The organism is Wielerella bovis, assembly GCF_022354465.1.
Lineage (GTDB): Bacteria > Pseudomonadota > Gammaproteobacteria > Burkholderiales > Neisseriaceae > Wielerella > Wielerella bovis.
Window position 1 is genome coordinate 651,570 of sequence record NZ_CP092361.1, and the last position, 12,841, is coordinate 664,410.

The following is a 12,841-nucleotide window of genomic DNA, read 5'->3' on the forward strand; positions in this document are numbered from 1 at the left end:
AAATCAATCGTCCGTTTCCTGCCAATTATCGGGCTGATTGCGAATAATGATGTATTGTTTTCTAGACGTTATGCCTTCGCCAGACCATGTTTTGGCATAATTTTTCAATGAATCCAATGCGTCTGCCCAATCTTCGCCATTCACACGACAATCGGCTTTGTATTCGTCATCATCGCGCGACACAAAAATCCGAATGGCATAATTTTCCGATGATTTCAACAAAGGTTCAAAGGCTTGCAAACTTTGCGTAAACAAACAGCATTCGCAAAATTCGCCATGTGTTTCGCAACTTGTTTCATCTTCTTCGTTTTCATTTGGGGCGGGATAAAAGCCGACTGAACCCAACAAAACCAAGCGTTTCAATGCTTCATCTGCAAAATCCATATTTAAATACAAGTGATTGGCTTCATGGGGGCAAGCTGCGTCCCACAAGGTTTCCCAATCGGTTTTCAACCAAATATCAAAGCCACTCAATAGGGCTTCTTCCAACGTTTCGTATTCGCCAAATGAATATTGATATTCAAAAATACCATTGGGAAACAATTCTTTATGCTGAATTTGAATGGTGGACGCGCTGCGAAACAAGCCATCATCTAATTCAAAATCCCCCAAAGCAGGCAGAAAATAATAGCCCGTATCGGGTTGATAAAGCCAAGATTCGTCCACAATCTCGGTTGGAATGTCATGCTCTGCTAATTTTTGCTGCAATAATTAGGGCGACATTGATGACATCTTCGCCTGATTCGCCCGATTCGGTTTGCTAAGTGAGCGTGATGATGCCGTCATGGGCGGGGTTGTTGTCTAATTTCTTCAATTCCATGATTGCATTTCCTTGCAATATTTTTTCAGGCAGCCTGAAAATTAAATTTGGTTTTCGGGAATATCAGGATTATTGGCATGAATGTCTGCTTTCATTTTTGTGATATTTTTGAATACCAGTATTAAAAATATCAACGAAGCAATATTAAAATTCAAATAACCACCATCAAAATTACCAAAACCAATAGATAATTTTAATAGACCAGCCGTATTCCATTCAAAAGAAAAACCCGAATCATAGAATATGGTACGAAATTGAATAAGTGATTGTATAAACAATAATATTGCCAACCGAAAACCACTGATTTGATAATGAAATATTTTCCACGCCGCAAAGAGATGCAAACCTGATATTGTGATTAAAATCACGATTGCAATCAAGGGAATATTCATATTATGGAATAAAACTGTACCCATTATAAATAGGGGGGTAAAGTCCTTGTAATAAAATGACCCACGCTAGAATTTGTCCACTCTTACTCAATTTGTTGTAATCTGGAAAGCGTTGATAAAACCATTTCATTTTATAATCCTTTTGGTTTTCAGGCTGCCTGAAAAGATTTTACGCCTTACCAATCAAATAATTGGATAATTGCACATACAATTCAGGCGCAATTTCTTCGGGGCGTTGCTGGGGCAAAATGCCAACCGCTTGCAAATCATCATCGCTGGCGATGTTTTTCAGATTATTGCGTATGGTTTTGCGGCGTTGCTGAAAGGCATCGCGCACCAAGTCGCTGAAATGCTTGAAATTTTCCGCCACGCCAATGCGTCCAGCCACAGGAATCATGCGTACCACAGCCGAATCCACTTTGGGCGCAGGCGTGAAACTTTCGGGCGGTACGTCAATCAGGTTTTCCATATCAAAATAATACTGCAACATCACGCTCAAACGCCCATAATCATTGGTTTTGGGCGCGGCAACCATGCGCTCAACCACTTCTTTTTGCAGCATAAAGTGCATGTCAATCACTTCGTCCGCCACTTCACTCAATTTGAACAAAAGTGGCGTGGAAATGTTGTAGGGCAAATTGCCGACAATTTTCTTGCGCCCCGCGATTTGGCGAAAATCAAATTTCAACACATCGCCTTCGTGTATGGTCAATTTGTTGGCAAAGTCTTGTTTTTTCAGAAATTGGATGATATCTCGGTCAATCTCGCAAACGTGCAGGCGATTGAGTTTGCGCGTCAAAGGCTGGGTAATCGCACCCAACCCTGGTCCAATTTCAATAACCACATCATCGGCTTGCGGACGCACCGCGTTCACGATATCGCTGATGATTCGAGTATCTTGTAAAAAATTTTGCCCGAAGCGTTTGCGGGCTTTATGTTCGGTCATAATGTTTGTTTTCAAATCAAAAAATTGTTCAAATTATACTAAAAAAACTTTCAGGCTGCCCGATAGACATTTAGGCAGTCTGAAAAATATTTTTAATCAGTAAAAAAATTTGCATTGTTTTTTACTATCAAAACGAAAAATAAGTTTTCAGGCTGCCTTTTCTATTTTATGCTAATATTTGATAATGATTTTTATTTAGTTAAGGCAAAGAAATGTCTTCTCATCTTTTTATTGCATTTGGCATTACATTTGCAGCAGGTTTAGCAACTGTTTTAGGAAGCGCATTGGTGCTTTTTTGCAAAACACCTAATCCGCGTATTTTGTCATTTGGCTTGGCATTTGCAGGTGGCGCAATGGTTTATGTTTCATTGACTGAAATTTTGAATAAATCTATTGAGGCTTTCTCGGTTTCTTTGGGCGACAAATGGGCAACGGCAGCGGCGACTGCGGCATTTTTATTTGGCATGGGCTTGGTATTATTGATTGACCGTGTTATTCCCAATCCGCATGATTCGCTCAATCCAAACGACCCTGATTATGAACAAAAAAGCCGTGATTTGGTGGCGCGTGTTGGCTTCATGGCAGCGTTTGCGATTACTGCGCATAATTTACCCGAAGGCTTGGCAACTTTTTTCGCAACGCTGGATAATCCGAAAGTGGGTGCGCCTTTGGCTTTGGCGATTGCGGTACACAATATTCCCGAGGGTATTTCCATCGCTGCGCCTGTGTATTTTGCGACGCGCAAAAAGGGATTGACAGTATTGATGTGTGCTTTATCAGGTTTGGCTGAACCTTTGGGGGCGATTTTGGGTTACACGATATTGCGTCCATTTTTATCGCCAACCATGTTTGGTGCGGTGTTTGGTTTGATTGCAGGTGTGATGGTGTTTTTGGCGTTAGATGAGTTGTTGCCAGCAGCCAAACGCTATGCTTTGGGACACGAAACGGTTTATGGTTTGGTTACAGGCATGGGCATTATTTCGGTGAGTTTAGTTTTATTTCAGTTTTAGTGATTGAAGATGCAGGTTTCAGTCTAGTAGTTGGGTGATTTTATAGTGGATTCAATTTAAATCAGGACAAGGCGACAGCGACCGCCGTGTACACCCAGTACATAAGGGAGCTGGCAACGCTGTACTGGTTTAAATTGAATTCACTATAAGTAGTGGAAATCGGTCGGCATATTGATTCAACAGGGTTTGGGCTGATTGGTAGAAAAAGCTGTTCATGGAAAAATCCTCTAAATTCTTGGTTTGGGGGAATTTAGAGGATTTTTTTGGGTTTTGTAAAGGTTTCAGGCTGCATACTAAATCAAAGTACATATTTAACTGATTATATTTTATTGTTCTTCTGTTCGCGCTCCTGCCAACTGTTTCCATTCCCACACTCGACCATCTTGATGACAACTCAAATAAAACTGTTTACCTACCGTTTCAATGGTTGCGGTATGCCAGAATTGTTTTTTGGATTTTGGTAAAAACACATACGCCACATAATACGGCTCATCAATCGGCGCATTCACTTCACGCGCTTTCTGTGCCCAAGTAGTTGCTATATCCGCCGCTTGGGCAAACTCTACATCACTCAATGCAAATAAGTGACGCGATAGATTTTTGATATGGCTCACATCTTCCGCTGGCGAAGTTGTCCATTTGTTTTGCTCAAAAGTGAAAAAAATCAAATGTTCAGGCTGCTTGGGATTGAGTACCGCCAATTCTATGCGTGGACGGTCGCCATCAAAAAAGTTTATTTTTTCAAATGCATAAACAGGATTGTCAGCTAATTCAGGCTGCATTAATAAAGATTGTTGCGCAGCTTGCAAAACTGATTTATCACGCAAAACCCATTGTTTAGGCATTTTTTCAGGCTGCCTTTGTACTGTCTCCACAGCAGAGACAGCCTGAACCTGAACATTCTGTTCTGCCACAAGCGATTCGCCAAAAAATTGTGGCGACACGCTCAATAACCACATTGACAACAACCATACTAACATCACATTTCCTTGTTTTCTTGCAATAATTGTCGTTCGTAAACCGCTTGCGCCAATGTGCCCGCATCCACATATTCCAATTCGCTGCCCAGCGGCATACCACGCGCCAAACGGCTGACTTTATACGGCTGCTCTTTCAATAATTCGGACACAATATATGCGGTTGCATCACCTTCCGCAGTAAACGATGTAGCGATGATGATTTCGCTGACTGTGCTGGCGGATAATCTCGCCACCAATTTATCCAATGCTATTTGCGATAAGTCCATATTTTGCGTGGGATTCACATATCCCATCAATACAAAATACAAACCATCATGACAACGTGCTAATTCCATGGCTGCCACATCGGCAGGCATATGTACAATCATTAGGCGTGTTTTATCGCGTTGTTCATTGGCGCAAATATGGCACAACTCGTCTTCACAAAATGTGTTACACAAGGCGCAGTTGTGAACTTGTTTTAACGCATTATCAAGGGCTTGTGCTAATTTTTCTGCACCCTCTCGGTTTTGCTGCAACAAAACGTGTGCCATGCGTTGCGCGGTTTTTGCGCCAACATTGGGTAAGATGCGCAAGGCTTGAATCAGTTGAGAATAGGCGTCTAGATTTTTGTTTGACATAATTTCAGGCTGCCTGAAAATAGAAAAAAAGAGTTTTCAGGCTGCCTGAATATCACTTAAATATACAAAAGCAGCCTGAAAAAAATTATGCTTTGGGCAAAGTAACCCCCGTTTGCCCCATATATTTACCATTGCGGTCTTTATACGATGTTTCGCATTCTTCATCGCTTTCAAAAAACAACACTTGCGCTACGCCTTCGCCTGCGTAAATTTTCGCGGGTAATGGTGTGGTGTTGGAAAATTCCAGCGTAACATAGCCTTCCCATTCAGGCTCAAATGGCGTTACATTCACAATGATACCGCAACGTGCATAAGTAGATTTGCCCAAACACACAGTCAAAACATTGCGCGGAATACGGAAATATTCCACCGTACGCGCCAAGGCGAAAGAATTGGGCGGAATAATGCAATAATCGTCTTCCACCGTAACAAAATTGCGTGGGTCAAAATTTTTTGGGTCCACAATCGTGCTGTTGATATTGGTAAAAATCTTAAATTCATTGGCGCAACGAATGTCGTAACCGTAACTGGACGTGCCATAAGAAATGATTTTTTGACCGTTTACTTCTTTGATTTGATTGGGTTCAAATGGCTCAATCATGCCATATTCTTGCGCCATGCGGCGTATCCATTTGTCGGATTTAATGCTCATTTTGTTTTCCTTTTGATACAGTAGGCATAGTAGAAATACTCCAAACTATAATTGATAAAACATCATAAATAGACAGGCAGCCTGAAAAACTATTTCGCGGCAGTAACATTTTTCAACATACCTTTATCAAATACCATATTTAATAAATGTTTGCCATTTTGATAAACTTTAAACGTACCAACTGCCGAACCATGCCTAAATTTGCCGTTCAACACAAAACCTTTCAATTTTCCGCTACGCATACCAAAAGGCGATAAAAAGACATTCGGCGCATTTGGCGATACAAATTGTCCTGTACCATGAAATTCGCCTTGTGCAAATTCGCCCGTATAAATACGACCATCGGGGCAAGTCAAAACGCCTTTGCCATGCGGTTTACCATTGGCAACATCGCCTTGATAGTGGCAACCATTATGCACCATTTTGCTTTGCGCCATAATCGGCAATGCTGCTGTGAGTAAGATTAAACTTATCCATTTTTTCATTGTATTTCCTTTTTTCAGGCTGCCTAAATGCAAATTTAGGCAGCCTGAAAACTTATTCCTGCCAACCGCCCAAGCAACCCACCAATTCCATAATCATAGTGGACACACTTTGCGCCATCAAAATTTGCGATGCAAATGCCAAACTTGCCGCATCATCGCCGTGCTGTTCCGCTTCTTCTTGCAGCACGTCCAAATATTGCACGCGCTTAATCGCAAAATCTTCGGTTAGCACAAACGCAATTTGCTCGCGCCAAACCAAGCCTAATTGCGTAACCGTTTTGCCATTTTTCACATGCTGCGTAACTTCGTCCGCCGTCAAATCTTGTTTGGCGATTTTCACCGTTGGCACAATATCGCCTGTGCCTTTCAATTCGCAACTGTCGTCCAATTCAAAACCCGCATCGCACACACCACGCAATAACCAATCCGTCATCAAACTGCTGGGCGATTGCCGAGTTTGTGGCAAACGCGCTTCCAAACCACCCAATGCTTCACGCAATTTATTCAACATATTTTCCGCTTTTGCACCTGCGGCATTGATAAACAACAGATTATGTTTTGTATCCACCACCGCTTGCGTGCGACTGGTTTTTACAAAAGCACGCGGTAATAAATCATCGGTAATTTGTTCTTTTAATTCTTGTTTTTCTTTGCGCCCGATATTTCGCGCTTCGGCAGCCTGAATTTCTGCAACTTTGTCTTCCAAAATATCACGCACCACCGCAGCAGGCAAAACCTTTTCCGCTTTTTTCAGCGCAACCGACCAAGTAAAATCAGCAGCAAACACCAATTCAGGCGAAAAACCATGTGGCGCAGCAAATCCTTCGCTAAACCAATCCAAACCTGTTACAGGCGCAAATTCATATTCAGCTAATTTTTCAGGCAGCCTATCTATTGCAGGCAATTTATCGGCAATAATCGGGTAAAAAGTTATGTGTTTGAACCACATTTTGTATCGCTTTTCTTGTGTACAAAGTTCGCCATTATACCAATTTTAGAACCGCTAATCTTGAAGGCAGCCTGAAAATATATTTTTCAGGCTGCCTTTTCTTTTATAATAATCCATTTACTGAAATAGGATTGGTATTTATGACTTTCTCGCTCCAAAATCTGAAATTGAACACAGCTTTTGCCAATATTGAACAAGGAAATTACAAAGCTGCTGCGCCTGTTTTGCGTGAATTTGCTGAAAAAGGCGATGTAGATGCACAATATCAACTGGCGTTTATGTATGAACAAGGTTTGGGTGTCAAAGTGGATTGTGTGGCGGCGGTTAAATGGTATGAAGCGGCGGCAAAACAAGGCGATGTGGCAGCACAATTTAATTTGGCTGAATTGTATGAAGATGGTGCGGACGGCGTAGCACAAGATTATGTTCAGGCTGCCTATTGGTATGAACAGGCAGCATTGCAAAATGATGTGGACGCGCAAAATCAACTGGCGCGTTTGTATGCCGAAGGTTTGGGCATGGCGCAAGATTATACGCAAGCGGTCAAATATTGGTTGATGGCGGCAGAATTGGGCGATGATGAAGCCTTACATAATTTGGGCGTGGTGTATGACGATGGTTTGGGCGTGGCAGCGGATTATGAAAAAGCGGCAGATTTTTATCGTCAAGCCGCTGATATGGGCAATGCCGATGCAATGGTTAATTTGGGTTTGCTGTATCAAGAAGGCTATGGTGTGGCACAAGATGAAGCTCAAGCTGCGACATGGTTTCGCCAAGCAGCGGAATTGGGCGATGTGATGGGACAATTCAATTTGGGTATGTCGTATGCACAAGGCGAAGGCGTGGAGCAAGATTACGCCGAAGCAGCAAAATGGTGGAAACGTGCTGCGGCGCAAGGTGATAAAGATGCGGAGACGGCTTTGCAAGAATTGGAACGTGTTATGCAAGAGGAAATGGAATAAGGTTGCAGGTTACTTTTAAATATGAGTGATAGTTGGTTCGTTATTCCATAGGGCGGTTATTTTTGCATTTCTGCGACACCAATTCAGATAAAAAAGCCAAAATTGGGTGTCATTAGTTTCAGATTACCTTATCTCGCAGTACAATTAACCATGAAATTTTTTCTAGCTAACACACTTTAAAATAGTTATAAGAGTTGGTTCGCCGTACACCTAATTTATTTTATGGTCGTTTAAAATAAAAATACTACAGCGTCACTAGTTCCTTTATGTATGATTTCTACACAGTGGTTGCTGTTGCTTTGTCTGATTTTTTATTTTAAACGATTATAAATTGTGTCAGTTTTGCATTATTTTTAGATTTTAAAATACATAAAGGTTTTATCTCATGAAACAAAGTTATATTTTATCTATTGCAGCAATTTTTGCTTTTTTTACTTCTCTTATTGCACAAGCTGGTGTAACTACCGACTCACATGGTAACGTAGGTTACGATACCGCAGCAGAATGTGATGCTGCTGTTTTATCTGGTAATGCAAAATTCTATCAATCGTTTACTAAAAAAACAGCGTTGGTTCGTAATGGAGAAAAAACTGTTCGTATTATGACTTTGCGTGATGCAGGTTACCCTAATGGTGCTTGTGATATAGGGGTTGGTCATAAAGCAGGTCGTGATGGTGTTTCTCCTGCATTGCAAGGCAAATATATTCCTTTTAGTCCAGATATGCTGGTTAATGTATATTCTAATGCTGCTGGCGAAGCTGTACGCATTTCCATGAAACAATGTGATAACTGGTTCTCTGATAATAAACCTCGTGCAGTAGAATTTGTACGTAATGAACCGCAAACACATGAAGAAGTAAATTAAAGAAGCAACAACAGTTACTACCCCTGTTATTGCTACAGTTGCCCCCCTGTTGCTGCTGTGGCGAAAAAATTGGGTGCTAATCCTTATGTATTCGGCACATTAGGTGCTCTGCAAGATGGTGTAAAAGTAGAAAATGGTGTAAACACCATAAGCGATAAAGATACTCGCTTGGCAGGTCAAATTGGTATAGGTATGCAATTTAACCATCGTTTGGGTGGTGAAGTATTCTATCAAGGCGCACAGAAACACAAATATTTAGCTGATATTACAACAAATGAAGCCAATAAAGTACGTAACCAAACTTACGGTGCGCGCGTAACCTTTGGTGATAATGTAACCGATAAATTCCGCTTATTTGGTAAAGCAGGTGTTGCTGGTGTGAAACATTCGGTTGGAGATTCAAACATTGTTGATGTTCATTCTAAAACCAAAGTTCGCCCGACTGCTGGTGTCGGTGCGACTTACAATTTGACTGATAATTTAGCGGTGCGCGCAGATTATGATCATGTGTTCAAACGTGGTACGCAATCATTTACCAATAATCAAGGTCAAAATGGTAATGTTAAATGGAAAGGCGCCAATTACTTGGGTGTTGGTCTGCAATACAATTTCTAATTTATTGTAGAATATTGGAGGCTATTGTAGAAGCAAATTGCCAGTAGCTTCCAATTTTAAAACCTTTACAAACCATAATGTTGTGTATTGTTTTACAATATATTGTCCTATTTATGATTAGGAGCTAATGACAGCTCAGCGATGTCTAGCTCGGTTAGATATTGCGTTAAAAATTCGCTCAATTTCGTGTTAAAAATACTCGCTAATGGATAGCATTGACTTGCTACATATTTTAGTTGAACAAGTCCACTTACATTTAGCTTTGAATTTAGCGTGTTATTTACAAAATTACCGTAGTATACGACCTTATTGAGTTGTCATTAGCTACTAGGACAAAATTTCTACATACTATCGCTTTACATCAAAATCTTAGGTTTTGCAAAGGATGTAGCCTGAAACTTAAAATTATGTGTGTGCAAGCATCTACTCTTTTAGCATAAAAACATCGGTTTACTGTGAATAAAATCAGCAACAATGATTTTATCGTTCGTCATTCATGCCAAAATTGGGTTGTAACAACGCACAAGTACGACGTTCTCGTCCACGACGGCGCGTACTGGCACGATTTTGAATTTTAGGCATATCTGGCACAACAATGTTTTCACGCTGACGATATGATGATTCTCGCACATCATGATTTTGTTGATAGCGGCGAGAGTAGGGTGCTGCGCTATCTTTATATTCTTCATTTTTCAGGCTGCCTGAAACAGATTCACTCCCCATTTCCCAACGTGGTGCAAAACCTTCAATTCGTGAAATGGGTAATTCATTCCCTGTTAATTCTTTGATGGCAGCATACATTTTTTGTTCATATTCGTCCATCATAGAAATAGCAACACCGTCAGCACCTGCGCGACCTGTGCGTCCAATACGGTGTACATAATCTTCCGCTTGCACAGGCAATTCATAATTAATCACAAACGGCAATTCAGCAATATCTAAACCGCGTGCCGCTACGTCGGTTGCAACCAAAACGCGTAATTCGCCTGATTTGAATTGTTGTAATACTTCTAAACGCACTTGTTGTGATTTGTCGCCATGAATAGCGTTGGCAGACAAACCGCGGCGCACTAAATCACGTGAAACTTGGTCGGCAGATTGTTTGGTTTTGCAGAACACAATAACTTGGGGTATTTGCAAATCCACAATCAGGCGTTCCAATAATTCCTTTTTACGATAGGCATCAACCGCAATAACATGTTGCTCCACATTGGCATTAGTGGTGTTTTGTGCGGCAACTTCTACGATTTCAGGTGTGTTCATAAAATCTTGTGCCAATTTGCGAATGGCTGGTGCAAACGTTGCAGAGAATAGCAGCGTTTGGCGTTGTTTTGGCAACATTTGCATGATGGTGCGAATATCATCAATAAAACCCATGTCCAACATGCGGTCGGCTTCGTCTAATACAACAATTTCTACTTTATTTAAATTGATGTGTCGCTGCTTCACATGGTCAAGCAATCGCCCAACGGTTGCTACGACAATTTCACAGCCTGCACGCAAATCTGCTGTTTGCTTGTCCATGCTCACGCCGCCGAATAATACGGTGTGGCGCAGGGGCAGATTTTTCATGTAATTGCGCGTGTTTTGGTCAATTTGGTCGGCTAATTCGCGGGTGGGTGTTAACACCAGCATGCGCACGGGGTGCATAGCGGGCGATGTGCTGGGGTTGGCGTAGCGTTTCAGACGTTCCAAGCTGGGTAGCATAAAAGCGGCGGTTTTGCCTGTGCCTGTTTGCGCGGCGGCGAGTAAATCGTGTCCTGCCAATGCTTTGGGAATGGCAGCAGTTTGAATGGGGGTAGGTGTTTCGTAACCTTGTTCGGCAAGTGCAGATGTGATTTCATATCCCAAGCCAAGTTCGTTAAATTTGCTCATTTTTTATTGTCTTTCTTATTGTGAATTTGATGGTGAGTTGTCAGTTGAAACTTTTGTAAGTCCATAATATTGTGATAAAAATATTTAGGTAGCCTGAAAATATAGATATATTATAGTCGTTTAAAATAGAAATAAAACAAGACGACAGAACCACATATATAGAGAATTGGTAACGCTGTATTATTTTAAGCGACTAATAGATAATCATCTAAAAAATTGAAACCATTTGCAAAAATGGTAAGTTGGATTTATGAATCCGATATTTTCTGTATTTAACAACGATTTCTTTTCTTTGAAACGTTGGATACAAATTTTCAGGCAGCCTGAATGAGTTTTACAAAGGTTTTAAACTGTATTTTAACAGAATACCACGTTTAGGCAGCCTGAAAACATCATTCACGTTATATAATTCTTGTTTTTCAATCATTAAAATATCATATCCATACCGACTCATTATCACTATTCTAAATCTATTTGGTTATTTCCGCTTGCTGACACCTTTATTTTGACGATGGGCATACGCATGTTGTTGGGTTTGTTTGTATAAATCAGACCAACTCCGTAACCACTTTAAAACTGTGTCAGCTTGTCATTCACTCTCACCATTATCTTTCTGTAAGTCTGTGCAAAAGTCAAAGAATACAACGCACAAAAAGAAAACTTTCGCGTATAATTTAACAATTTAACTTAATATTTTCAGACTGCCTTTTTGAAGTTAAACAAATGCAGCCTGAAACCATATTTATCCCTATATGACAAACCAATCCATTACTCAACAAATCAACGCGCTGCTGCCACAAACTCAATGCCGTGAATGCGGTTTTTCAGGCTGCCTACCCTATGCACAAGCATTAGCCAATAACGAAGCAGCCATCAATTTATGTAGCGCAGGCGGCGAAGTAGTGATGTTGGATATTGCCAATTTATTGCATCAACCGCCGATGCAGCCTGAAAAAATCCAGCCTAAACAACTGGCTTGGATTGATGAAGATATTTGCATTGGCTGCACCGCCTGTATCCGCGCCTGCCCTGTTGATGCGATTATGGGGGCATCTAAATTGATGCACACCGTATTGGCGGACGAATGCACAGGCTGCGGTTTATGCGTTGCGCCGTGTCCCGTAGATTGCATTTATATGCAAGATGTAGCGCAAACATTTTTACCCATGTCGCGTTTATTGGCACGCGAAGGGCAGCCTGAAAGATTCGCCGCTGCCACGCACGCCCAAACGCGTTATGAAAACCGTGTACAGCGCAAACAACGTGATGATGCCGAACGCAAAGCACAAATCGCGGTACGACAAGCAAAATTATTGGCGCAAAAACCAGCGACCGAGCCAACTGAAACGGCGCAAAAACCTGCACTTAATCCTGCCGATTTAATCGCCAAAGCCATGGCGCGCGCCCAATCGCAACAAAATGCCTTGGTTGTACCCAATAATCGCGAAGCATTCCGCGAAACCGAAATTCGCAAAGCGCAAGAAAGAGCCATGTATCGTCGCCACATTCACACCGCAAAATACGGTTCAGGCGAAGAAAAAGAAGTCGCGATTGCATGGTTACGCCAATATAAAGAAGAACAAGAAGCGCGAGCAGCGCAATAATTTTCAGGCTGCCTATTCAACTTCTCAAAAAATACCCAATAAATGCAGCCTGAAAATACAAAATGA

14 protein-coding genes are annotated in these 12,841 nt (G+C 41.4%); 5 read left to right on the top strand and 9 right to left on the bottom strand.

Going from position 1 to position 12,841, the window contains the following annotated elements; translation table 11 throughout:
• Nucleotides 1-3: 3 nt before the first annotated feature.
• The 3 genes from MIS45_RS03355 to rsmA form a co-directional block, all read right to left on the bottom strand.
• On the bottom strand, nucleotides 4-708 hold the full coding sequence (locus tag MIS45_RS03355) for a DUF6348 family protein (protein ID WP_249450989.1): 705 nt from the start codon (nucleotides 706-708) through the stop codon (nucleotides 4-6).
• Nucleotides 709-861: 153 nt separating this feature from the next.
• A complete protein-coding gene (locus MIS45_RS03360; protein WP_249450990.1) occupies nucleotides 862-1,212 on the bottom strand; it encodes a hypothetical protein in 351 nt (116 codons plus the stop codon).
• A 169-nt stretch (nucleotides 1,213-1,381) separates the two neighbouring features.
• A complete protein-coding gene (rsmA, locus tag MIS45_RS03365; protein WP_249449166.1) occupies nucleotides 1,382-2,158 on the bottom strand; it encodes a 16S rRNA (adenine(1518)-N(6)/adenine(1519)-N(6))-dimethyltransferase RsmA in 777 nt (258 codons plus the stop codon).
• Nucleotides 2,159-2,370: 212 nt separating this feature from the next.
• On the opposite strand from rsmA, the gene zupT reads away from it, so the two are divergent.
• Nucleotides 2,371-3,168 carry a zinc transporter ZupT gene (gene zupT, locus MIS45_RS03370; RefSeq protein WP_249444603.1) on the top strand — a complete coding sequence of 266 codons (798 nt, stop codon included), beginning with the start codon at nucleotides 2,371-2,373 and terminating at the stop codon, nucleotides 3,166-3,168.
• Nucleotides 3,169-3,494: 326 nt separating this feature from the next.
• On the opposite strand, the gene MIS45_RS03375 is transcribed toward zupT, so the two are convergent.
• From MIS45_RS03375 to MIS45_RS03395, 5 genes are all read right to left on the bottom strand, one after another.
• The gene (locus MIS45_RS03375; RefSeq protein ID WP_249450991.1) at nucleotides 3,495-4,148 is read right to left on the bottom strand and encodes a hypothetical protein; all 654 of its coding nucleotides are present in this window, start codon (nucleotides 4,146-4,148) and stop codon (nucleotides 3,495-3,497) included.
• Nucleotides 4,148-4,768 carry a recombination mediator RecR gene (gene recR, locus MIS45_RS03380; RefSeq protein ID WP_249450992.1) on the bottom strand — a complete coding sequence of 207 codons (621 nt, stop codon included), beginning with the start codon at nucleotides 4,766-4,768 and terminating at the stop codon, nucleotides 4,148-4,150. The genes MIS45_RS03375 and recR overlap by 1 nt, the downstream gene beginning before the upstream one ends.
• An 85-nt stretch (nucleotides 4,769-4,853) precedes the next feature.
• Nucleotides 4,854-5,420, bottom strand: a complete 567-nt coding sequence (gene dcd, locus MIS45_RS03385; RefSeq protein ID WP_249443241.1) for a dCTP deaminase — start codon at nucleotides 5,418-5,420, stop codon at nucleotides 4,854-4,856.
• Between the two features lie 89 nt (nucleotides 5,421-5,509).
• A complete protein-coding gene (locus MIS45_RS03390) occupies nucleotides 5,510-5,905 on the bottom strand; it encodes an MORN repeat-containing protein (protein ID WP_249447309.1) in 396 nt (131 codons plus the stop codon).
• 52 nt (nucleotides 5,906-5,957) lie between these two features.
• Nucleotides 5,958-6,854, bottom strand: coding sequence for a recombination-associated protein RdgC (locus tag MIS45_RS03395; RefSeq protein WP_249450993.1), 897 nt, complete (start codon nucleotides 6,852-6,854; stop codon nucleotides 5,958-5,960).
• Nucleotides 6,855-6,994: 140 nt separating this feature from the next.
• Between MIS45_RS03395 and MIS45_RS03400 the strand changes: the two genes are divergently transcribed.
• From MIS45_RS03400 to MIS45_RS03410, 3 genes are all read left to right on the top strand, one after another.
• Nucleotides 6,995-7,816 (top strand): tetratricopeptide repeat protein, encoded by an 822-nt coding sequence (locus MIS45_RS03400; protein WP_249450994.1) that lies wholly within the window; start codon nucleotides 6,995-6,997, stop codon nucleotides 7,814-7,816.
• 385 nt (nucleotides 7,817-8,201) lie between these two features.
• Nucleotides 8,202-8,681 (top strand): hypothetical protein, encoded by a 480-nt coding sequence (locus MIS45_RS03405; protein WP_249450995.1) that lies wholly within the window; start codon nucleotides 8,202-8,204, stop codon nucleotides 8,679-8,681.
• Nucleotides 8,682-8,750: 69 nt separating this feature from the next.
• Nucleotides 8,751-9,296 carry an outer membrane protein gene (locus tag MIS45_RS03410; protein WP_249450996.1) on the top strand — a complete coding sequence of 182 codons (546 nt, stop codon included), beginning with the start codon at nucleotides 8,751-8,753 and terminating at the stop codon, nucleotides 9,294-9,296.
• A gap of 480 nt (nucleotides 9,297-9,776) precedes the next feature.
• On the opposite strand, the gene MIS45_RS03415 is transcribed toward MIS45_RS03410, so the two are convergent.
• The gene (locus MIS45_RS03415; RefSeq protein WP_249450997.1) at nucleotides 9,777-11,171 is read right to left on the bottom strand and encodes a DEAD/DEAH box helicase; all 1,395 of its coding nucleotides are present in this window, start codon (nucleotides 11,169-11,171) and stop codon (nucleotides 9,777-9,779) included.
• Between the two features lie 752 nt (nucleotides 11,172-11,923).
• Here MIS45_RS03415 and MIS45_RS03420 point away from each other — a divergent pair.
• The gene (locus MIS45_RS03420) at nucleotides 11,924-12,775 is read left to right on the top strand and encodes an RnfABCDGE type electron transport complex subunit B (protein ID WP_249450998.1); all 852 of its coding nucleotides are present in this window, start codon (nucleotides 11,924-11,926) and stop codon (nucleotides 12,773-12,775) included.
• Nucleotides 12,776-12,841: the final 66 nt, after the last annotated feature.